The organism is Faecalibacter rhinopitheci (genome assembly GCF_015234135.1).
GTDB lineage: Bacteria > Bacteroidota > Bacteroidia > Flavobacteriales > Weeksellaceae > Empedobacter > Empedobacter rhinopitheci.
The window spans coordinates 149,064-172,006 of sequence record NZ_JADGIK010000003.1 but is presented as its reverse complement, the minus strand read 5'-3'; the positions used below and the strand labels follow the sequence as shown (position 1 = coordinate 172,006).

The window sequence follows — 22,943 nt, the reverse complement described above, 5'->3', positions numbered from 1 at the left end:
CAGCTTGGACTAAAATTCATCATTCGATTAAAACCTTGCTTGTAATTGCACACTTCCCGTATGAATCGCTTTATTCTCTTCAGTTTTACGACCGTCGTACGAAATATTCAGTTGTAAGAAGGAGTTGATTTGTCGCTGCACTTGTAATTGCCAAACCATATTATTTCCGGCACGTAAACCATCCATCATTTGGTTTCCTACAACAGATTCTCCATTTCCTATAAAAGCATTTTTTACAAAAGAATAACTTCCTAATAAACTCATTTTAGAAACCTCAGTCCATTGAATTTCAGCACCTAATTCTGATTGATTTAATTCTTCAATTCCTATTTTATTTCGTTTATGTTGATAAGCATAAAACAAAGATGTATGTAGACTTTTTCCGTATTGGTAAGTAACTTTAGGATATAATTTATAGTTTTCTAGTTGATAACGACGAGATGCAAATAAATCTGAATTTGTCTTAATTTTTGATACTTCTGTTTCGTTTTGTACATAAAGACTTTCATTCAAATTATAGCGAACTAATAATGTATTAGTTTGCATATCTCTGGCTTCAGCTCCTGTATATACATAGGTCTGATTCGCTTGTTGATTAAAAGTATAAGTTGCTAACCATTTATAATTCGCTCCTTGATTAAAATATACAATCGATCTGATATTTCTAGTTTTACCTAAAATTGACGCTGAATTTGTGAATGGATTCCACTCTAATGCATCATTTTCTTTACGCAATGAATTTGTAGCAGCAATTACTTGTTGAAATGACCAACGTCCTAAAAACTTATTCTTCGATTGAAAAATCTGTTGAGGACGAATGCGCATCGAGAAATTAAATTCGTTTTTATTTGTTTTTAAATACTCAATTGTATTTGTATAGACACGAATATAATTTGCTTGATCTACAAATTCAGCAATTTCAAATTCATCCAATTGTTCAATTCCATCACCATTATAATCGGTCCATTTATAGATCCCCATTCCATCGGCTACTTTCACATACTGAAATTCTCGTTGAGGTTCTACTCCACTTCCTAAACCATAATCCATATTAACGGTTAAACCTTGATGGAAAAAAGCTTTATACCATTTTACATTTCCAACCATAAAAGACTCATTGGGTGAATTTTCATATTCGTAATTTACTTTACGATAATGAAAATTGAATGTTAATTGATGATCAGCTTTTTGTATTAATTGCGAATTAAAAATAATTCCTTTGCTATTTTGCATATGAACCCAATTATTCAATCGAATAGAATCGTCTTTTCTCGTATATAAAGTAACATCTATCTTTCTTCCAATAGAATCTGCCCATCCACCCTTTATTTGGAACTCATTAAATTTAAAACTTAAGGGAGATTTAAGTTGATTTTCGTGAATATTTAATTCATTATTTTCTCCATAAAAGCGTGTCCCGATATAAATTTCTTTAGCTATTTTTCTCTTTCCTTCTGTATTAAATCGAAGATATTTTGAATCTTGGTCTGTAGCTTGAGTATTTAGGTGATTAACTTGGGCAGACCATTCGTCTTTATCAGTTATAAAGTTAGAGGTAATTTCATTTTTAAAACCTTTATAATAATCTTTAAAATCTAAGTAAGAAAAACGGTAAGTTGTTTTTAATTTATTATTCCAATCAGTCTCTAGACCAGCTTTTGCAAAGAGTTGTCGAAGACCTAAAAATTCTTGACTAATATTAAAATCACGTGCAAACTCAACATTTCTGATACCTTCAACTGTATAATAATTTTGATTTAAAAATTCTAATTCTGCTGTGGGAGTTAAACGCCATTTTTTATATTTAAAATCTTTTTGAGCCATCACTCTACCAGCCAACCCTATATTTTCTTCATCATCGAGAGGAGAAAACAAATTGGTATCGTGATTACTAATTCCTCCATCAAATTGAATAAATCCACCAGATTTAAAATCATATTTCCCATTCAAAGTATAAACTTGTATCTTTTTAGGCGCAACTAATTGCTTTATTGGTTCATAATCTCCTTGCGGAATCCCAGCAATTGGTTCTATAAATTCATATACTTTACCATTTTGCGTAACGTTTATCGAACGATAATTTCCTTTGTTTGCACCCATGTAAGTAAAAGTAACTTGATACAATTCATCATCAGGATTAGCTGAATATTCAAACAATTGATAATCTCCTAGAAAAGATTTTTTATATAAAATTTTATTAGAATCAAATTCCGATAAGATGGCAGAAACACCATACATTTTAGATTTATCATTTCCAGCATCAGCTAAGATTTGTTTTTCTTCATTTGATAACTCAGATCCTAATGCGTTATTTTTGGAATCAGTTTGGGAATAAAAATGTCCTGCAATTTTAAAACGATCTCGTTGATGTTGAATTCCACCGTATATAAATAATTGAGAATAATTACGACTATTGTACAGATATTCTACATGAATACGCGTATTGGAAGTAATTAAACGATTGGTTGTAAATGTAATTTCACCAGTATTGTAATTAATTACATAATCATTAGTTTCACCACGAGTCAGTTGTACCCCATCAATAAAAACTTTTTCTGAACCTGAAAGTACAATAACATATAACTCATTATTTTGTCCAGTAAGACGGTAAGGTCCTTGATTTCCATCTTTACCAATAAAATCAATTTCTTTAAACTCTCCTCGTGTTACACTTCCTGTTGCAAATATATCAGTTGTTGAATTTTCATTTTCTAATCGAGTAGACAATTGTAAACCAGTAACTTTTTGTGAAAACCGATTATAAAAATCTTCTGTTTGATTAATATCTATATGTCCGGCTCTTACTTTAGAATTCTTATTTGCAATCTCCACATATACTTTATCAAAATCTTGCAATTTTTGCGTATATCCATCAGTCTCGATAGGTACATTATTATCTGAAATAGCAGCTTTAATCGTAAGATCATCCGATAAATTTCCACTTAATTCTAAATCTAGTGAAGATTGAACAGATCCACTTTGATTGTTCCCAAAACGTATTCCACGTATTAATGAACCTTTACTTTCTAACCCTTTAAAAACATCAAATCGTTGTGTTTTATTCAATGGATCAATGCGGTGAAATTCATCAATTTCTTTATCATTTGTAACAATTAATGAAGAATCTCTTTTATAAATAATTGATTTTGTAAGTTGTGGATTTACGAAATAAGTAATTTTAATAGGTTTTCCATTGTAAATAGAATCAAGATATATTTCGTTTCTATAATAATTGATTGTATAGTTAGAAGGAGAAATCAGTTGATTATTTTGATCAAATATTTGAATTTTTTCACCTAAAACTCCTGAATTCTTAAGGCGAATAGTGTCATTTGCTTCAATATTTTCTACTCTGTGATTTGGATTTTGCCAACTATGTTCTTGTGCTTGCAAAATTGCAAACATAAATAGGCATAAAATAAAAAAGTAATATTGTCTGAACAAACGTAATTTTTACTACAAATTAAGTAAAATTCTCTTCTATAAGTTTAGTTTTAATGTAATTAGATTATTTCAATATTTTGTCTAATGCCTCGATAACTGGCAAATGGTTATTATCTTCAACTAGCACCATTGTATTTCCTTTGCCATATGGTTTATACTTGTTAAAGTGCCCTGACTTAAATAATCCTATTGTTTTTGTAGGAGCTGCAACACCTAAATGCATCATGCCTGAGTCTGCTGCTACTAATAACTCACAATTGTTCATAAAAGCAGCAATTTCTCGTACATCTTTACTGTAAAATGTTGGTAACTTTCGATCTAACATTGAGATATCTTCAACCGGTAAAATTTCTACTAAATTATATTCAGTCGCATATTTTGAATAAAAATCGTTGTAAAAATTTGTCCACCAATTTGCTACATAACATTTATCACCTGTCGCGTACGTAAAAAATGCTAAAGTCTTTTTAGTAGGATTTTCAATGATGGCATTAAGCTTATTTTTACCATCTTCAATTTCTTTTTGAGACAAGTTTAGATTCATAATCGGATAATCAGAATCATCTTTTTTTCCTTTTACAGTTTCTAAAAATTGACGAAATTGATAAACTGGTATTTTAGCCAAATGTATTTGTTCAGATGAAGAATCATCTTGTAAAAACTCATCTCCAAAAAGCTTATATTTTGATTTTGATACAATTGTAGATATACGACCCGAAGAAGATTCTTGATGGACATTAATAGCTAAATCGTATTTATTATTTCGAATTTTAAACCAAACATTTATGTAGTTAATTAATTCTTTAAATGGTTTTTTCGGCAATTCAATGATTTGATCTACCTGTGGATAATTCTGAAATATAATAGGTGCAACGCGTCCTTTTACAAAAATATCAATCACCACATTTGGGTTTTCTTTAATAATTTCTTGTACCAATGGAGTAATTAGTAAAGTATTTCCCAAACGCTGATTAGGTCGACAAATTAATACTCGATTAATATTTAAATTAGAATCTATTTTCCCTTTTTTAATTAAAACACCTTTTCCGATGTTTCCTGTAAGGGCTTTCATTATCGTACGACGGTAATGATTAATAATACTTTTAAAGCTCATTGGTATTCTATAGATCTAATTTATTTTTTTATTGAAATATCTTGCAAGTGTAACGGAATTTAATCAGAAATCTTATATACTGTCCCTAAAAAAAATAAGCTCAAAATGAGCTTATTTAAAATTATTTCGTTTTCGTTGGTCGAACTTCAATTTTACTTGGTAAAACATTTGGATTCATTTTCAATAAATCCACCACCATTTGTCCTAAATCTTCTGGTTGAATTTTCCATCCATCATTTTCATTTGGCTGATGATCATTGAAATGAGAAGTTACAGATCCAGGCATAATCGTTGTACACTTAATGTCATAATTTCTTAAATCTAACATCGCTGCTTGTGTAAATCCAACTACTCCAAACTTAGAAGCATTGTATCCAGATCCTTGAGGGAAGAAGTTAGTACCTGCTAATGAAGCAATAGAAATATAATAACCTTTATTTGCTTTTAATTGCTCAACAGTCGCTTTCATGGTATGAAAAACACCCGTTAAATTGGTATCAATCATCGCATTCCAATCTTCTAATGATAATTGATCTATTGGTGCAAATTTTCCTAAACCTGCATTTGCAATTACAATATCCAATTGACCGAATTCAGCTACAATGGCTTCCATAGCTTTCACCTCATCCTCGTAATTACGAACGTCGGATTGTAAAGCCAAAACATTTTGATTTCCTAAAGCTTGCTTTGCCTTCTCAGCATCTGTGATATTTCGTCCTGAAATAGCCACCTTAACTCCATTTTCTACTAAAGCTTTCGCAATACCCAAACCAATTCCTTTTGTTCCTCCTGTAATGTATGCTACTTTATTTTCTAATGTTTGCATTATTTTTTATTTTAAAATATTCCACTTTTTCCCATAACGATAAATGTATCCTCCATTATTTTTTAAATCATTTAAGTACAAAGCATCATACGTAAATGTTTTAATATCATTTTTAGAGACTTGGTTCATTAATTTCGTTCCATTTCCATCTGCCCAAAATGGTGTATTTTTTGGCACTTTATAAAAATAATCGAAATGATAATCTGCAATTCCAAATGGATCTTTCGGTCCACCTAAACCATAAATATCACTTCCTACTTTTTTATTATTAATCGCCATAATGCGCACATTACCATCCGGCGAAATTAATCGGAAGACATCATCTTCTATACCATCAGCAAAGAAATCTCCTTTGATTGCGAATACTTTATATGATGTCGCTAAATAATAATCTTTTAATGCTGGATGTTTGGCAATTTTATTTTCAGCTTGTTTAATAAAATCTTTTTGATTCGTTAAATATCCATCAAAAACATACACACCTTGTGGGTCATAACTTTCATCAAAGCTTGGATCTATGATAATTTGCGTCGATTTGCCATCAATTTTCACCCAATTCCCACTAATCGATTTGCCATCGTCTTTAATGACTAAGGGATCTGATTTTTCTAAAACTTTTACTTGATAACCATACGGAATTTTACCAATTTTTTTCCCACTAATACTAGTTCTTACTGTTAAACCATCTACTGAATTTACATGATAAATTCCTTGTGCCGATGCTAATGATCCAATCGACAATAATAACATTAAAAGTTTATTCTTCATTTTTGTTTTAAAAATAAAAAGCTCCCATAAAGGAGCCTTTTAAAACTAATTTTATTTAAAATTTGGTTTTCGTTTTTCGACAAAGGCTGTCGTTCCTTCCTTGAAGTCTTCTTCTTCAAAAAGGTTACCAAAACTCTCTATTTCGATTGCAAATCCATTTTCTTTATCCGATGCATTGATGGCATTGATGGCCTGAGCAATTGCAATCGAAGAATTTCTCGTGATTTTACCAGCTATTTCTTTTGCACGATTCAATAAATCAACTTGTTCCACCACTTCATTCACTAAGCCAATTTGTTCTGCCTTTTCAGCTGTAAACATATCCGCTGTCATAATGGCTTGCATCGCTCTACCTTTTCCGATTAATTTTGGCAAACGTTGTGTTCCTCCATATCCAGGGATTAATCCTAACGTCACTTCTGGTAACCCTAATTTTGCATTTGTTGAAGCAATACGGAAATGCGCTGCCATGGCTAATTCTAATCCACCTCCTAAAGCAAATCCATTGACTGCAGCAATAACTGGCTTCGAAAAATTCTCTACTTTATTGAAAACTCGCTCTTGCCCTTTTCCTGCCAATTGTTGCCCTTCTTCTGCATTAAAGCTTGCAAATTCTTTGATATCAGCTCCAGCAACAAATGATTTTTCTCCAGCTCCAGTTAAGATCACTACACGGATATCATCGTTTGTTTTGGCTTCATCAAAAAATGCAGATAAATCATCTAATAATCCTTTGTTTAACGCATTTAAAGCTTGTGGACGATTTAAAGTAACTACTGCAATTCTATTTTCTATTTCTACTATTAAATTCTCGTAAGACATGGTATATTTTTTTGTGATTAGAATCAATTCAATTTCGATTCTAAAAATAATAGATTTTTATGAATTATTTACTTTTATGAATTTTCTATTTAAAACTAAATCTAAATTCATTTTTAAAAATTTAACCCAAAAATATTTGCAGAAAATAAAATCCTTTATACATTTGTCCCAATGAAAACATTATTTACAAATAACTGGTGGTGGAAATTCGAACAGCAAAACGTTGGTTCGTAATAGCGCTATGTAGTTATATGTAGAAAAGGCTTGTCGGAACCGACAAGCCTTTTTTTGTACCCAAAATTTAAAAAATATCCCTATTTAAAATATCAAAAATCAATGAATCTAACTTTCAAAACACAATCTGAAAAACGCTTAGGAGATCTAACTACTCCGGTACAGATGTACTTAAAATTGCGTGATATATTTCCAAATGCATTGCTTTTAGAAAGTTCGGATTACCATTCGAAATCAGATGCCAACTCTTTTATTTGTCTGAATCCCATTGCGACAATTGAGATAAATAAAGGAATTGTAACTGAATCTTATGCGAATGGTGAAACAAAAAATTATCCGTTACAAGGGCAAGAATTAGCAGAAGTCATCAAGAATTTTGCTACTCAATTTAAAATTGAAACGGAAGAAGATTTAATCGTTAATGGTTTATTTGGATACATTGGTTGGGATGCCATTCCGTATTTCGAAACGGTAAAATTTAAGAATGAAGGAAATGAAGCGACGATTCCAGAAGTTCGTTATTCATTCTATCAAAACATTATTGTTTTCAATCATTTCCATAATGAAATTCAGTATTTGGAATTCCAAAATAATCAAACTGAATCTCGTTTTGAGGAAATTAAAGATATCATTCGAAACAAAACTTTTGTGGAATATCCATTCCAAATCGAAAGTGAAATCGAATCCAACTTGACGGACGAAGAATTTAAAAACATCGTGAGCCAATGTAAGCAATCGTGTTTCAGAGGTGATGTTTTCCAGATTGTACCATCAAGACAATTCAAGCAAAAGTTCTCCGGTGACGAGTTCAATGTTTATCGCGTTTTACGTTCCATCAATCCCTCTCCCTACCTATTTTATTTCGATTATGGAAATTATAAAATCTTAGGATCTTCGCCTGAAGCCCAATTGATTGTTCGCGATAATCAAGCACAAATTCACCCGATTGCTGGAACGGTTCGTCGTACCGGTTCACCAGATTTGGATAAACAATTAACCGATCAGTTAATCAAAGATCCAAAAGAAAACGAAGAACACGTGATGTTAGTTGATTTGGCTCGAAATGATTTAAGTCGAAATTCGAAAGCGGTTACCGTAGAATCTTACAAAGAAATCCAAGTGTTTTCTCACGTGATTCATATGGTTTCGAAAGTGATTGCCGACATCGAACCTTCTATCAATACAATGAAAGTTTTCGCCGATTCTTTTCCGGCTGGAACGTTATCAGGCGCTCCAAAATTTAAGGCAATGGAATTATTGGATCAATACGAAAATCAAAACCGTGGAATTTACGGTGGAGCGATTGGGTATTTAGGATTTAATGGAGATATTAATATGGCTATTGCGATTCGAACATTCGTCAGTAAACAAAATACATTGTATTTCCAAGCGGGTGCTGGAGTCGTTTCCAAATCTATTGAAGAAAACGAGTTACAAGAAGTTAATCACAAATTAGGCGCTTTACGCAAAGCCATTCAATTAGCAGAAAACATTTAATCTATGAAAATTTTAGTTTTAGATAATTACGATTCGTTTACTTATAATATCGTTCACGCACTACGCAAATTCACGGATAATATTGATGTTTTTCGCAACGATGAAATTGCATTGGAAGACGTCGAACAATATGATAAAATCTTACTTTCTCCAGGCCCTGGAATTCCGGACGAGGCGAATTTATTAAAACCAATTATTGAGAAATATGCGCCGACCAAATCCATTTTCGGAATTTGTTTAGGGCAACAAGCAATTGGTGAAGTTTTTGGAGGAACATTATTGAATACGCAAGAAGTTTTTCACGGCGTACAATCGGAAATTAAAGTGGTTCATTCGGACGAAATTTTATTCCAAAATATGCCGTCTCACTTACAAGTTGGTCGTTACCATTCTTGGGTCGTTTCAAATGAAAACTTTCCTGATACTTTAGAAATTACAGCGAAAGGACCTAAAGGTGAAGTCATGGCATTAAGACATAAAACATATGATGTGCGTGGAGTTCAGTTTCATCCGGAATCAATATTAACGCCAGAAGGTGAACAAATGATTGAAAACTGGTTAAAAGCTTAAGCGATGAAAAAGTTATTGAATCAATTGTTTGAAAACTATACGTTAAACGAAGATGAAGCCTACCAAATTATGGTGGATATCTCTGAATCCAAGTATTCGGATATCGAGTTGGCTTCGTTTTTAACGGTTTTCAATATGCGTAATATTACGTTGGACGAATTAAAAGGTTATCGTAGAGCTTTATTGGATTTATGTTTAAAAGTAAATTTACCAAAACAAGCATTAGATATTGTTGGAACCGGTGGAGATGGAAAAGATACATTCAATATTTCGACATTAAGTGCTTTTGTGATTGCCGGAACAGGCGAAAAAGTGATTAAACAAGGAAATTATGGTGCTTCATCGGTGAGTGGTTCTTCGAATATGTTGGAGCAATTTGGGTATCAATTTTCTTCGGAGGAAGCGAAATTAAACCAAGAATATGAGGAAGTTGGATTAACCTTTTTACACGCACCTTTATTTCATCCCGCATTGAAAAAAGTCGCGAATTTAAGACGTGAATTAGGGGTAAAAACGTTCTTTAATTTAATGGGACCTTTAGTGAATCCGGTACAACCCGATTTTCAAAACTTAGGAACATTTGATGTGAAAACCGCTCGTTTGTACCATTATGTGATGCAAAATTCGGGTAATAACTATGCGATTTCAACAGCCTTAGCTGGATACGATGAAATCTCATTAACGTCACCAACAAAAGTGTATACGAATCAAGGTGAATTTTTGTACCAAAGTGAGGATTTTGGATTAGAAACGATTCAAGCCGATCAAATCGCAGGAGGAAAAACGGTAGACGAAAACGCAAAAATTTTCTTGTCCGTATTACAGAATGAAAGCACCAAAGCACAGAAGGAAGTGGTGTTAGCCAATTCGGCTTTAGGATTAAAAACGATTCATCCAACCAAAGATTTGAAAGAATGTGTTGCGATTGCAAACGAAAGTTTAGCATCAAAAAAAGCATTCGAAATCTTTCAAAAACTAACCAACCGATGAAAAATATATTAAACCAAATCGTTGAACAAAAACGAATCGAAGTTCAACAAAAAAAACAAGTTCAATCCATTGAGTATTTAAAACAAAGTATTCACTTTTTAAATCCGGTTCGTTCGGCGAAAGCTTCAGTTTTAGATGAATCCAAAACGGGAATTATTGCGGAATTTAAACGTAAATCGCCATCGAAAGGTTTTATTAACGAAAATGCTAAAGTGGAAGATGTTGTTTTAGGTTATGAACAATTTGGTGCTTCTGTCGTTTCGGTTTTAACGGATGAAAATTTCTTTGGCGGAAGCATTAAAGATTTACAACAAGCGAATGAAGTTTTATCGATTCCTGTGCTTCGTAAAGATTTTATTGTGGATGCCTACCAAGTATACGAAACGAAAGCAATTGGAGCCGATTTGATGTTATTGATTGCCGAATGTTTAACGAAAGATGAAGTGCACGATTTAGCCAAATTGGCGAAAGAAATCGGATTAGAAGTTTTGTTGGAAATTCATTCGGAAGATCAATTGGAAAAAGTCAATGAATACATCGATTTAATCGGAATCAACAACAGAAATTTAAAAACTTTTGAAGTGGATACGGAGAAATCGAAACAGATATTAAAGCAATTACCCGAGGATTTGATTAAAGTCGCGGAAAGTGGAATTTCTGATCCAGAAGTGGTCAAAGATTTAAAAGCTGCAGGATTTCAATCGTTTTTAATTGGTGAAAACTTTATGAAAAACGAAAATCCAGGGAAAGCCTTTCAAGAATTTGTGAATCAATTGTAATGAAAAGATTTCAAGTAAAAGTATGTGGCAATAATTCGGTTGAAAACTTTAAAGCCTTAACCGAAATCGAACCCGATTATGTGGGATTTATCTTTTATCCAAAATCTCCACGATTTGTAAAAGATGAAACCATTTTCGACATTTTTCCAAATGCTGAACGTGTAGGTGTTTTTGTGAATGAATCCATTGAAACTATTATTCAAAAAGCACAAAAATTCGAATTAGATGTGGTGCAATTACACGGAGACGAAACGCCAGCATATTGTCAAGAATTAATCGAAGCCAAACATCAACAATTATTAACTTCTGAACAGTTTTTGGATTTTAAAATTTGGAAAGCTGTCGGTATCCATGAAGATACAGATTTTGAAGAATTAAGAGGTTATCAACAAGTTGTTGATAGTTTTGTATTTGACACCAAATCAAATCAATACGGCGGAACTGGTCAGAAGTTTGATTGGCAACTTTTGAAAACCTATCAGTTATCAACACCCTTTTTATTAAGTGGTGGAATTCAATTAGAAGACGCGTTGGTCTTGAAAAATTTCCAACATTCCCAATGCATCGGTTTTGATATCAACAGTGGTTTTGAAATTGAACCCGGAATCAAAAACATTGAAAAAGTAAAACAATTTATCGACACGATTGATGGTCGAATTGAACAAAATTAAGAGAACAAACAAAATGAAATATTCAGTAGACGAAAACGGATTTTATGGTGATTTTGGAGGAGCATTTATCCCTGAATTATTACATCATAACTGTCAAGAATTAAAAGAAGCTTTTGACCAATACTTTTACACGGAAGAATTCCAAAGTGAATTTCGTGGTTTATTAAAAGATTATGTGGGTCGACCAAGTCCATTATATTATGCACCAAAATTATCGGAACGATATGGGGCAAACATTTTATTAAAACGTGAAGACTTAAACCATACAGGTGCACACAAAGTTAACAATACCATTGGACAAGCTTTGTTGGCAAAACGAATGGGAAAAACAAAAATTTTAGCGGAAACTGGAGCCGGTCAACACGGTGTTGCAACGGCAACCATCTGTGCCTTATTAGGTTTAGAATGTACTGTTTTTATGGGCGAAATTGATATTGCACGTCAAGCACCAAATGTAGCGCGTATGCAAATGTTAGGGGCAACTGTTGTAGCAGCCACTTCAGGAAGTAAAACTTTAAAAGATGCCACAAACGAGGCGATTCGTTACTGGATCAATAACCCTGAGACGTATTACTTAATTGGTTCTGTGGTTGGACCTCATCCTTATCCTGCGATTGTTGCTGAATTTCAAGCGATTATTTCGGAAGAGATTCGTAAACAATTATTAGAAAAATACGGAAAAGAAACACCGGATTATGTGATTGCTTGTGTGGGTGGAGGAAGTAATGCAGCTGGCGCATTTTATCATTTCTTAAACGATGAAGAAGTAAAATTAATTGCCGTTGAAGCGGCTGGATTAGGGGTTGATTCTGGAGAAACGGCTGCGACTATGCAAAAAGGAACAGAAGGTATTATCCACGGAAGTAAAACGATGTTGATGCAAGATGAAGACGGACAAATTGTAGAACCGTATTCGATTTCTGCGGGATTAGATTATCCTGGTGTTGGACCATTACACGCTCATTTATTCAAAACAGGACGTGGAACGTTTTTAAATGCAACGGATGATGAAGCATTACGCGCCGCATTTTTACTGACAAGAGAAGAAGGAATCATTCCAGCCTTAGAATCTTCACACGCTTTAGCGGCTTTAGAAAAAATCGATTTTAAATCGCAAGACATTGTGGTTCTGAATCTTTCGGGTCGTGGAGATAAAGATTTAGAAACATATATGAAATTTTCTGAAAAATATTAATTAAAATATTTGGTGATAATTAAAAAATAATCCTACATTTGCACCTCGATAATCAGATATATCGGGGTGTAGCGTAGCCCGGTCATCGCGCCTGCTTTGGGAGCAGGAGGTCGCAGGTTCGAATCCTGCCACCCCGACAATTTTTTACCTGAAATTTGATTATCGAAAAAATTACACCTTAATCGGGGTGTAGCGTAGCCCGGTCATCGCGCCTGCTTTGGGAGCAGGAGGTCGCAGGTTCGAATCCTGCCACCCCGACGAAAACAAAAAAGCCTCTTCAATTTGAAGAGGCTTTTTCTTTATATTCTATTTTGACTAATAGGTTTTCTCAATCGCTTTCACCATATTATAAATCAATTCATTATAAGGAGTTTCAATTTCATATTGTTTACCTAAACGAATGATTTCTCCTGAAAATTCATCTACTTCCGAATAACGTTTTGCTTCACGATCTTGTAACATCGATGTTTTTCCATTCTCATCTACAATTTTCATCGTCTTTTTTAATTTGTCTATTTCAGGTTGACCAATCGACACACCGTAGGCATTTGCTACAGTTATCACTTCCTTTCCGATTAAATCCACCAGATGATTTAAATATTCATTCGTACGGAATTGTCCGTAGGGAAATTCCAACAAATAAGTTAACTGATTTCCCACAACATTTACAATATACTTCGCCCATTGTGCTCTTTCAATTTCAAGTGTTAATTCATTTGGAATCTCGGCATCATTCAATAATTGATGCAATTCATTTAAAATATCTTGGCTTTTATTCTCAACATGACCAAAAATAATTCGACCTATACTTCCATACGTCACATGATTCCCTTGCTTTACCGCATCCATATAAGCAACTGCATTCACCACACGATTCCAGCCAAATGTTTCAGCCAATATACGTTCTGATGTAATGCCATTCATTAAACTTACAATCATCGTGTTTTCTCCAACAAAAGGTTTTAAATCATTAATAGCATCATTTAATTGATTACTTTTTACAACTAAAAAAATTAAATCTGGAAACTGATTATTTTGGATTGAAGTAACATATTCAAAATCGTATTTTTTCCCATTAACACATATCGCTTCAGTTTCATAACGTATTTTACGTTCTTCATTAACGATGACTTTAACTAAATTTTCATTATAGTCAACTAAACTGGCAGCATACTTTGCTCCTAAAGCACCAAGCCCAAGGAAGTAGATCGAATTAATTTTCATTTATATTGTGAATTTGGTAATAAATATAAATGAAAATTTAGATATGATTAATTATTATCAGTCAATCTCTTCCTCAACCTTTTCTAAAATATTTTTTTACATATCTTTAACAAATAAATAAACAAAAGTGAGTCAGAAAGAAAAAACTGAAAACAAGGAACTTCAGCGCGGTTTGACGAATAGACACATCCAATTAATTGCTTTGGGTGGAGCTATCGGAACAGGGCTATTTCTTGGGATTGGACCTGCAGCAGTTTTAGCAGGACCATCTGTAATCTTAGGATATGCAATTGCCGGAATCATCGCATTTTTTATTATGCGTCAATTAGGAGAAATGGTTGTAAACGAACCCGTATCGGGAAGTTTTAGTCACTTTGCCTATAAATATTGGGGTTCATTTGCTGGTTTTGCTTCTGGTTGGAACTATTGGATTTTATATGTTTTAGTAAGTATGTCCGAACTAACTGCAATCGGTATATACGTGCAGTTTTGGTGGCCTGAAATTCCATTGTGGGCATCCAGCCTCTTCTTTTTTGTGATTATTAATGCCTTAAACTTAGGATCTGTTAAATTATTTGGTGAAGCCGAATTTTGGTTCTCTATTATTAAAGTGGTAGCGATTATAGCTATGATTTTATTTGGAGGTTATTTATTAATAAGTGGAACAGGAGGTGAACAAGCAACCGTGGAAAATTTATGGAATAATGGTGGATTTTTCCCGAAAGGATGGTTGAGCGGAACCGCAGAAAATGGATTTTCTGGATTATTTGCTGCAATGGCCTTAATCATGTTTTCTTTTGGAGGATTAGAATTAATTGGGATAACAGCAGCTGAAGCCAAAAACCCAGAGAAAACTATTCCGCAGGCTACAAATCAAGTAATTTATAGAATTTTAATTTTCTATGTTGGAGCTTTAGTTATTCTGTTTTCATTATCACCTTGGGAGACGATCACAGTGGAAAGTAGTCCATTTGTTACCGTATTTGATAATTTAAAAAGTTTAAATATTAACTTATTCGGACAAGATATTGCGTTTTCAAGAATAATTGCAAATGCATTAAATATTATTGTATTAACTGCAGCATTATCTGTTTATAATAGTTCGGTATACAGTAATTCAAGAATGTTATTTGGACTAGCTGATCAGGGAAATGCGCCAAAATTCTTAAAGAAATTAAATAAAAATAGTGTTCCAGTAATGGCTATTTTAGTTTCATCTGTATTTGCTGCTATTTGTATTTTAATCAACAAAATCATTCCAGAAGATGCATTTCATGTGCTAATGTCATTAGTTGTTTCTAGTTTAGTTATTAACTGGATTATGATCTCATACACTCATATAAAATATAGAAAACAAAAAAGTATAGAAGGAATCTCTACTTTATTTCCTTCATTTATGTATCCAATAAGTAATTATATTTGTTTAATATTCTTATTAGGAATATTAGTAATTATGTGGTTTACTGGTCTAAAAATTTCTGTGGAATTAATACCTGCTTGGCTACTATTTTTATTTATTGCCTACCAATTAGTAAAAAGAAATAAAGCAAATCAATAAATTAAATATTAAAAAAAGCCATCTTAAGGGAGATGGCTTTTTTAATAATATTAATCAATATATTGTGAAATAATTTTTACTAATTCTTCTTTTGGACGAGCACCACTTTGCTTCCAAAGCAATTCTCCTTTTTTAAATATAGCAAATGTAGGCACACCTTGTACTTGATATCGCTGTGCCAATGATTGGTATTTATCTACATCTACTTTTAGAATTTTAACTTCCTCTCCTAGTTCTTGCTTTACTTGTTGTAAAATAGGCGCCATCATTTGGCAAGGCCCGCACCAAGTAGCAAAAAAATCAATTAAAACAGGTTTTTCTGATGCTATAATCTCTTCAAATGTCATTGTTTCGTGTTTTTGTATGTTAGGATTATCTTTTTTAATAAACAGATTTTTAAAAAAATTCATGGATTCTATTTCATACTAATATAATACAAAAAAGCACTCATAATGAGTGCTTCAATTAAGTTTCCACTTAATTACCAACCTAAACCTATGAAAAAATTATTAACTCATTGCTGAGCTATAACATTTTTAATACATCAAATTAAAGACCAAAACCAGGAATCTAACACTTGTAGATTAATAATTATAAATATATTAACTATTTGTTTTATAAATATTTACATATCTATAATTCACAAACAAATTTAGGATTATCTACTCTAATTTCATCTAACACTGCCATAACTTCTTCTTGTGAAGAGTTATTTTCTAACCTTTTTAATTGAGCTGAATTTAAACCAACCATTTGTAAAAAAATAACTTTTCCGTGTGGAGTTTCAATTTCATCTAAATCTGCATCTTTTACAAAAGCCAATCCTACAATATCTGTTTCACTATCAGTTCGGATTGCACCACCTAATGGTAAAAATTGATATTCATTAAACCAAACTTTTGTATCGTTAACGAATCTTCCTAAGTTATTCATTAATTGAATTACCCAAAAAGGATCCTCACCATTATCTTCTGCCACTGGCTTGACTCTAAATGTGAATTCAAAACCCCATTTACTATATTCTTCACCGACTGCACTTTCATTATAATATAAATGAGACATTCCATAAGAAATTAGATGCTTATAACCATCATTATCATAGACTGCTACTCCATCTATAGGGTCGTCTCCTCCTTGAAAAGACATTACTTGAGGTGAATAAAAACGAGCCTCTAAATTAGAATAAACCTCTTTTAAACGATTTTCTATAGATAAAGCACCAACTGCTTGATCTTTTTTATATTGACTTTTGTACTCTTCTAAATTCATACTACAAAAGTACTTCTATTGAATTTATTTTCAGAATATATCGCAAAAAAAAAGAGTTTCTTTAATTAAAAAGAAACTCTTTTGCCTATGTAGCGAGGACCGGACTCGAACCGATGACCTTCGGGTTATGAGCCCGACGAGCTACCTACTGCTCCACCTCGCGATATTTAGTAGCGAGAACAGGACTCGAACCTGTGACCTTCGGGTTATGAGCCCGACGAGCTACCTACTGCTCCATCTCGCGATATTGTACGACAAAGTTAAGGTAGATATATCAAATAAACACTACTTTTTACTAAATATATTTAAATAAGCCAAAAATATTTCTTTAATATATTGATCTAGTGGAAAGTATATCGCAAAAAAAAAAGAGCTTCTTTAATTAAAAAGAAACTCTTTTGCCTATGTAGCGAGGACCGGACTCGAACCGATGACCTTCGGGTTATGAGCCCGACGAGCTACCTACTGCTCCACCTCGCGATATTTAGTAGCGAGAACAGGACTCGAACCTGTGACCTTCGGGTTATGAGCCCGACGAGCTACCTACTGCTCCATCTCGCGATATTGGATTGCAAATATAAGGACTATTTTTAATTTACAAAATTTATTTTCTTTTATTTTAATAATAACTGTAAAATACCCTTATTTAGGTATTTGATACACTATCATATTTAAATACTTTTACATTCCTAACTTAACAAACTTAAACTTTTATGAATACACATTTCCTATTGTGTAATCTGAGTAATATGATATATATTTCTCAGGCTATGAGATTTGAATGGCTTAGTATATTTAATACTATATTAATCATTTGTATTGCTATAATACTATGTATATTTTACTTAAATAGCAAAAAAAATCAATCTAAAACATCTGAGCCATATCCTTTAAAAGATGAAACACTTTCTCCTACGCCTTCAATTGGAATTTCTGAAACAACTAAACAAGAATTAATTAAGAAACTTATTAAATTTGAAAGTTCTGAGCTGTATCGTGAAAAGGATTTAACGCTTACAAAATTAGCTACTGTTTTAAATACAAATACAAAATATTTATCCTATGTAATTAAATTACATAGTAATAGAGATTTTAATAACTACATCAATTTATTAAGAGTACAATATATTGTAAATAAAATACAATATGATCCTAAATATATTAATTATAAAATAAGTGTAATGGCAGATGAAGCAGGTTTTTCTTCGCATAGTAAGTTTACACATTTTTTTAAATTAATAATTGGGGAATCACCTTCTGCATATATTTCTAGTTTAAAAGAAAATAATCCTATTCATTATAATGAAATAAACCTTTAAAATTTCGGTAAAAATACCCTAACCGTTATATAGAATTAAATTATATTATATTAACAAGGAATAATAGTTAATATGCTATTTTACATGCTATTAAACGATTATTCCAGAATACATAACATACTCATTTTCATGAAAATGAGTATGTAAATAAATTGTATCAGATACTAATTTATATAAATTAGCATACACATTAGGACACAAAAAAAACTAACTAAACTAAACTATAAAATTTATGATTAACTTTTGTCAAAAAGCATTAGCTATATCTGCTATTTTCTTATTTCATACAGTTTCTTCTCAAGTAGGAATTTCAGCAAATCCGAATTTTAGACCAGATCCTGGATATACACTTCACGTTGATGGTGAATTAAACGTAAGAGGAAAATTCAAAACCACCTCTGACCCAGATTATGGAATGGAAAATGGTGCTAATGGCCAAGTCTTACAAATGAAAAATGTTGACAATCAATTAAAACCTCAATGGGTAAATACTCCTGTATCCTTGCTAGAAGAAGGAATGTATTATATAGAAAATACATTCACTACTACCAATACTACAGGTGCAATTTTTACATCAAGTGATACAAACTCTTATGTAAATGCTGATATTACAGCTGAATCATTTAGTAATGGGTGGAAAAAAATTGCTGACTTTAAAGAAAATGGAAATGTTAAAAACTTCAATATTTTAAAAAGCAGCAATAATATCAATATTCATATTGAAACTGGTGTACAGCTTCGAAATACAACTTCATCTTCGATTGCAAATTTAAGTAATGCACAATATGCTTGCGGATTATTTTCTAAAGCAAATGGGGCAAATGATAACACAGCTAAATTAAGAGCTTATCGTGTTGGCCAAATCAATTGGCTTACAAATCAAACTATGCAGCATACGAATTTCAATCTTTTATATACCATTAAAAATTTTCCGATTGGAGAATATAACTTTTTTGCAGCATGCAAGAAAATGAAACAATCAGTAACTAATCTTGAATTACGCATTGGCCAACCTAATCATAATAATCTATCTCAATTTACAGATCGTCCTTTAGTAAAATTAGATATCTTATATCAATTATAAACCTATTCCATGAAAAAATTTATCTATATACTTATCAGTTTATTGACTGCAAATACATATGCCCAAGTTGGATTTGGAACAAATGATCCCGATCCAGCCTATTCACTTACTGTACAAGGAAAAGTGAAAGCAGAAGAAATTAATTTAGAGAGTGCTTTACCTGGAATGATATACAGTTCTAATGGCCCTTCAGCTGATCCTTCTTGGAAAGTGATTCCAATCGATAATACATCCATTCCTAATTTAAACTTTCTTTTATTTTCAAAATCATTAAACAATTTTAGTTCATTAACTATAAATAATAATCAATCAAATGGTGATGAAGTTTATACTTATAATGAGTCAATAAGTGGATGGAAAATCATTTTGGATAATTCTCAAGATTTAACTTTTAATGTATCTAATCCAACATCAAAAGTTTTTGTCACTTTTGAAAGTTTAGCACAAATAAGTGGTACAGGGAATGGAACAGGGACCAATTTTGCTTGTGGAATTTTTATGGCTGAATCAACAAGTCCTACATCATATAGTACTTATCAACTCAAAGGAGTAAGGGTATTTACTGCAGAAAGAGGCCATGCCGAAAATGCCTTCTTTAATTTTTCAGTTTCTACTGAAATTAAGTCCGAAGGGAATTTCAATTTTGACCCTATGAAAACTTATAAAATACAAGTTGCATGTAAACGTAGAAGTAATTTTGGATCATATTCAGGAACATTAGTTATTGGTGGGGGTGTTGATACATCAAATGCTTGGACATTTAATTCTCGTTCCTTTTTAAAAATTAATGTATTTGAACCTCTAAATTAAACACTATGAAATATCTATATATATTATCACTTTTAATCCTTCCTAAATTGTATGGACAAGTTGGTATTGGAGTAGAAGAACCTCAAGCAATGCTAGATGTTGAAAGCATGCTAATTAAAGGTGAATTAATATCACCAAATCCTGCTGGGACTGAGAATACATATTATAAAATTTTAAGCAACGGATATCCTGGATGGGATCACTTACCTCAACCTGTTGATTTTAGTGGGTCTGTTATGATTAAAGATAAAATGATTATGGAATCAACTTCTGGATTACTTATATCAAATATTTCTGTAACGACAAATGACTCTGAAAATTCAGATTTTAATTCGAATTGGAAAATTATTGAAGGTTTAAAAACTTCATTTGTATTTGATATGCCTAATAATAGTATTAGTGCACAATTTCAAACATTAGCTTCTAAATATTCTAGCCCAAGTAGTGGTGTTAGTTTTGCCTGTGGATTTTTCGTAAGAAAAACGCCTACTCAAAACCCAAATAGTACTACAGGGTACAAATTAAAGGTTATTAGACCTGAAGTTTTAATAGGACCTAATAACGCTTTTAAAACTTTAACTGTATCAGGATTGATAAATAAAGATAGTAATAATCAACCTTTTGAAGTTGGACAGTCATATGACATTGCTGTTGCGTGTAGAGGTAGAAATGTTAATGGACCAGTATTAAGAATTGGTAGGTCTGTAACGTCCACAAATGAATCTAATTCAGATGCAGAAACTAGAAATTTATTAACTCCCGCTAATATTAAATCTACATTTATTGTAGAACAATATCAGACACCTTAAAAAGAGATAATAAAAAAGCGAACTAAATTGTTCGCTTTTTTTATTATACACGTATCGGTGGATTATTTTCAATAAAATCAATTGATGATTCTGCGCTATCTGTTAAGAATAACAAATCTTTATACACTCTTCCTTGTGCTAATTGATGTACAACAGAATAGATAGAAGTATCTTCGACATATCTCTTTTTACCTAAAAAAACCATCGGACTATAATATCCGGAAGTTCCATAATGATTTTGAGCTGCTTCCTGAAAAATTTCTTGTGTTGTTCCTGCACTTCCTGGAGCGAAAACTAAGCCATATAAACTAATCGTTAGTAATATATCTTCCCGAATACTATTTGAAAAGTATTTCGCTATATGTTTTGCAAATAAGTTTGAAGGTTCATGACCATAGAACCATGTAGGAATAGCTAAACTCTCCGATCCATTAGGATATTTATCTAAAACTTCTAAGGAACGTTGCATAAAATTTTCAGCCAAATAATCAGGCTCTTCTATATTATGAAAATGAAGACTCTTTAAAATATCTATTGCTTTTAGCAAATCATCTTTCGTATAATGCGCCATATACGCTCCAAGATTCGCTGCTTCCATAATTCCAGGTCCACCCCCAGTTACTACATAATACCCTTTTTGAGTAGCTAACTGAGCAGCAATTGCAGTTTCTACGTAAAATTGGGAACCACGTCTAGTGGAGTGACCTCCCATAAAACCAACAACTTTCTTTTTAGTCATTCCATCTTTATCATATTCTAGTATACGACGTAGCCCATCGTCTATAGAATGATCGTGTAAACGTTGTGCCAATGCTTCAGAAACAGACGGGTTATATTTATTTTTTATAAAGTGCTTATAGATATTAATATCAATACTATTATCCTCTGCTGCATCATAACCTTCCATCAATTCTTGCCAAGTATATAAACTTCCTCGATATGGATTATATGGTAAATTTTTAAATTTTGGATAAACAAATGCTCCCCTTTCAATAAGCTTTATCGCCTCATCTTGTTTAAAAGTACAACCTAAAAAAGAAGTATTGTTTATTGTAAATTTTTCCCATTCAACATTCTTATTGCAAAAGTTAACATCTTGTATCACTTTGTTTTTTAAATCAGTAGAATTATTCACTAAATCATTCCACTCTTTATCATTATGAATAAGATTCTTTATTAATTTTATTTTCATTCCTGTGCTGGTTATAGGCTCTAATTTACTAGATATATTTTAAAATATTGAATTAGAAATATTTTCAAGTAAAAATTCAGTATTCTGCTTTATCTTTGCAAAATGCTCGAACTTAATGCTTGGGGAATCGTGTGCAATTCACGAACTGTCGCGCAACTGTAATTCATTTTCATGATAAGTCAGGTTACCACATTTAAGTTTTATTGATAATGCTTTCGCGGAATGAAGCCAATTCAAAAAAATTAGAAATGATATTTATTTCTAAAACCACCACAAAAACATTATCACATTATATAATAGCTAAAGTATAACGTGTATATATGATCAAAGAAATGGAAATTAAAACAAGAGAGGAACTGATTGAACAACGCATCATTGAATCTGAAACTCGCGTTTTTAAAGCAGTTTTTCCTGGAGATACTAATCACCATAAAACTATGTTTGGAGGTGCAGTAATGTATCTGATGGATGAAATTGCATTTATGACCGCTACTCGTTTTTGTCGCAAACCAATTGTAACAGTTAGTAGTGATAAAATCGATTTTAAACATTCTATTCCTGCAGGAACATTAGTAGAATTCGTAGGGAAAGTTACTCGTGTAGGAAATTCAAGTTTAGATGTACAAATTGATGTTTTTATTGAAAGCATGTACAGAGATGGACGTGAGAAAGCGATTTCAGGAACTTTTACGTTAGTTGCTATCAACGAAAATAAAAGACCTGTTCCGGTAATTGACTAAATTCAATTTTTTTATAAAGAGAACCTTT

Annotated in this window: 21 protein-coding genes, 6 tRNA genes and 1 riboswitch; of the genes, 14 read left to right on the top strand and 13 right to left on the bottom strand. The window is 32.2% G+C overall.

All coding sequences use genetic code 11. The annotated features are described in order from the left end of the window. Positions 1-27: 27 nt before the first annotated feature. The 5 genes from IM532_RS05840 to IM532_RS05820 all read right to left on the bottom strand — a co-directional run bounded on the left by IM532_RS05840 (position 28) and on the right by IM532_RS05820 (position 6,974). Positions 28-3,405 carry a hypothetical protein gene (locus IM532_RS05840; protein WP_194182514.1) on the bottom strand — a complete coding sequence of 1,126 codons (3,378 nt, stop codon included), beginning with the start codon at positions 3,403-3,405 and terminating at the stop codon, positions 28-30. Between the two features lie 103 nt (positions 3,406-3,508). Beyond that, the gene (locus IM532_RS05835; RefSeq protein ID WP_194182513.1) at positions 3,509-4,558 is read right to left on the bottom strand and encodes a glycosyltransferase family 9 protein; all 1,050 of its coding nucleotides are present in this window, start codon (positions 4,556-4,558) and stop codon (positions 3,509-3,511) included. A 121-nt stretch (positions 4,559-4,679) separates the two neighbouring features. Next, on the bottom strand, positions 4,680-5,384 hold the full coding sequence (locus tag IM532_RS05830; protein ID WP_194182512.1) for an SDR family oxidoreductase: 705 nt from the start codon (positions 5,382-5,384) through the stop codon (positions 4,680-4,682). Positions 5,385-5,390: 6 nt separating this feature from the next. After that, entirely contained in the window at positions 5,391-6,152 is a 762-nt protein-coding gene (locus IM532_RS05825; protein ID WP_228063672.1) for an SH3 domain-containing protein, read from the bottom strand. A gap of 51 nt (positions 6,153-6,203) precedes the next feature. Beyond that, positions 6,204-6,974 carry an enoyl-CoA hydratase/isomerase family protein gene (locus tag IM532_RS05820; protein WP_194182511.1) on the bottom strand — a complete coding sequence of 257 codons (771 nt, stop codon included), beginning with the start codon at positions 6,972-6,974 and terminating at the stop codon, positions 6,204-6,206. Between the two features lie 336 nt (positions 6,975-7,310). On the opposite strand from IM532_RS05820, the gene IM532_RS05815 reads away from it, so the two are divergent. The 8 genes from IM532_RS05815 (at position 7,311) to IM532_RS05780 (ending at position 13,168) form a co-directional block, all read left to right on the top strand. Further along, positions 7,311-8,705, top strand: a complete 1,395-nt coding sequence (locus tag IM532_RS05815; protein ID WP_194182510.1) for an anthranilate synthase component I family protein — start codon at positions 7,311-7,313, stop codon at positions 8,703-8,705. Between the two features lie 3 nt (positions 8,706-8,708). Then, the gene (locus IM532_RS05810) at positions 8,709-9,275 is read left to right on the top strand and encodes an anthranilate synthase component II (RefSeq protein ID WP_194182509.1); all 567 of its coding nucleotides are present in this window, start codon (positions 8,709-8,711) and stop codon (positions 9,273-9,275) included. A 3-nt stretch (positions 9,276-9,278) separates the two neighbouring features. Continuing rightward, entirely contained in the window at positions 9,279-10,265 is a 987-nt protein-coding gene (gene trpD, locus IM532_RS05805; RefSeq protein ID WP_194182508.1) for an anthranilate phosphoribosyltransferase, read from the top strand. Next, entirely contained in the window at positions 10,262-11,044 is a 783-nt protein-coding gene (trpC, locus tag IM532_RS05800; protein ID WP_194182507.1) for an indole-3-glycerol phosphate synthase TrpC, read from the top strand. Before trpD ends, trpC begins: the two co-directional genes overlap by 4 nt. After that, positions 11,044-11,715: a phosphoribosylanthranilate isomerase gene (locus IM532_RS05795; protein WP_194182506.1), complete on the top strand. Its 672-nt coding sequence runs from the start codon at positions 11,044-11,046 to the stop codon at positions 11,713-11,715. Before trpC ends, IM532_RS05795 begins: the two co-directional genes overlap by 1 nt. 13 nt (positions 11,716-11,728) lie before the next feature. Continuing rightward, complete coding sequence (gene trpB / locus IM532_RS05790; protein WP_194182505.1) at positions 11,729-12,910, top strand: tryptophan synthase subunit beta; 1,182 nt, start codon at positions 11,729-11,731, stop codon at positions 12,908-12,910. 62 nt (positions 12,911-12,972) lie between these two features. Further along, a tRNA-Pro gene (locus IM532_RS05785) sits at positions 12,973-13,047 on the top strand. Positions 13,048-13,093: 46 nt separating this feature from the next. Beyond that, positions 13,094-13,168, top strand: a tRNA-Pro gene (locus IM532_RS05780). A gap of 57 nt (positions 13,169-13,225) precedes the next feature. Here the strand turns inward: IM532_RS05780 and IM532_RS05775 are convergent. Next, positions 13,226-14,134, bottom strand: coding sequence for a ketopantoate reductase family protein (locus tag IM532_RS05775; RefSeq protein ID WP_194182504.1), 909 nt, complete (start codon positions 14,132-14,134; stop codon positions 13,226-13,228). A gap of 127 nt (positions 14,135-14,261) precedes the next feature. Between IM532_RS05775 and IM532_RS05770 the strand changes: the two genes are divergently transcribed. Then, positions 14,262-15,692 (top strand): amino acid permease, encoded by a 1,431-nt coding sequence (locus tag IM532_RS05770; protein ID WP_194182503.1) that lies wholly within the window; start codon positions 14,262-14,264, stop codon positions 15,690-15,692. Between the two features lie 50 nt (positions 15,693-15,742). Here IM532_RS05770 and trxA read toward each other — a convergent pair whose 3' ends face one another. The 6 genes from trxA to IM532_RS05740 all read right to left on the bottom strand — a co-directional run bounded on the left by trxA (position 15,743) and on the right by IM532_RS05740 (position 17,522). After that, positions 15,743-16,102, bottom strand: a complete 360-nt coding sequence (gene trxA, locus IM532_RS05765; RefSeq protein ID WP_262892206.1) for a thioredoxin — start codon at positions 16,100-16,102, stop codon at positions 15,743-15,745. A 223-nt stretch (positions 16,103-16,325) separates the two neighbouring features. Next, positions 16,326-16,961, bottom strand: coding sequence for a suppressor of fused domain protein (locus tag IM532_RS05760; RefSeq protein ID WP_194182502.1), 636 nt, complete (start codon positions 16,959-16,961; stop codon positions 16,326-16,328). Between the two features lie 90 nt (positions 16,962-17,051). Then, positions 17,052-17,124, bottom strand: a tRNA-Met gene (locus tag IM532_RS05755). An 8-nt stretch (positions 17,125-17,132) separates the two neighbouring features. Continuing rightward, positions 17,133-17,205 (bottom strand) — tRNA-Met (locus IM532_RS05750). A gap of 163 nt (positions 17,206-17,368) precedes the next feature. Beyond that, positions 17,369-17,441, bottom strand: a tRNA-Met gene (locus IM532_RS05745). 8 nt (positions 17,442-17,449) lie between these two features. Further along, positions 17,450-17,522 (bottom strand) — tRNA-Met (locus tag IM532_RS05740). A 152-nt stretch (positions 17,523-17,674) separates the two neighbouring features. On the opposite strand from IM532_RS05740, the gene IM532_RS05735 reads away from it, so the two are divergent. From IM532_RS05735 to IM532_RS05720, 4 genes are all read left to right on the top strand, one after another. Then, positions 17,675-18,280 carry a helix-turn-helix domain-containing protein gene (locus tag IM532_RS05735; protein WP_194182501.1) on the top strand — a complete coding sequence of 202 codons (606 nt, stop codon included), beginning with the start codon at positions 17,675-17,677 and terminating at the stop codon, positions 18,278-18,280. Positions 18,281-18,512: 232 nt separating this feature from the next. Beyond that, positions 18,513-19,364, top strand: coding sequence for a hypothetical protein (locus IM532_RS05730; RefSeq protein ID WP_194182500.1), 852 nt, complete (start codon positions 18,513-18,515; stop codon positions 19,362-19,364). Between the two features lie 9 nt (positions 19,365-19,373). Further along, positions 19,374-20,174 (top strand): hypothetical protein, encoded by an 801-nt coding sequence (locus tag IM532_RS05725; RefSeq protein ID WP_194182499.1) that lies wholly within the window; start codon positions 19,374-19,376, stop codon positions 20,172-20,174. Between the two features lie 5 nt (positions 20,175-20,179). After that, positions 20,180-20,983, top strand: a complete 804-nt coding sequence (locus IM532_RS05720) for a hypothetical protein (protein ID WP_194182498.1) — start codon at positions 20,180-20,182, stop codon at positions 20,981-20,983. Positions 20,984-21,026: 43 nt separating this feature from the next. Here the strand turns inward: IM532_RS05720 and IM532_RS05715 are convergent, their stop codons facing one another. Continuing rightward, entirely contained in the window at positions 21,027-22,175 is a 1,149-nt protein-coding gene (locus tag IM532_RS05715; protein WP_194182497.1) for an LOG family protein, read from the bottom strand. A gap of 61 nt (positions 22,176-22,236) precedes the next feature. Beyond that, positions 22,237-22,385, top strand: a riboswitch (cobalamin riboswitch). A 110-nt stretch (positions 22,386-22,495) separates the two neighbouring features. Between IM532_RS05715 and IM532_RS05710 the strand changes: the two genes are divergently transcribed. Continuing rightward, positions 22,496-22,915, top strand: a complete 420-nt coding sequence (locus IM532_RS05710; RefSeq protein ID WP_228063671.1) for an acyl-CoA thioesterase — start codon at positions 22,496-22,498, stop codon at positions 22,913-22,915. The last annotated feature ends 28 nt before the right edge of the window (positions 22,916-22,943 follow it).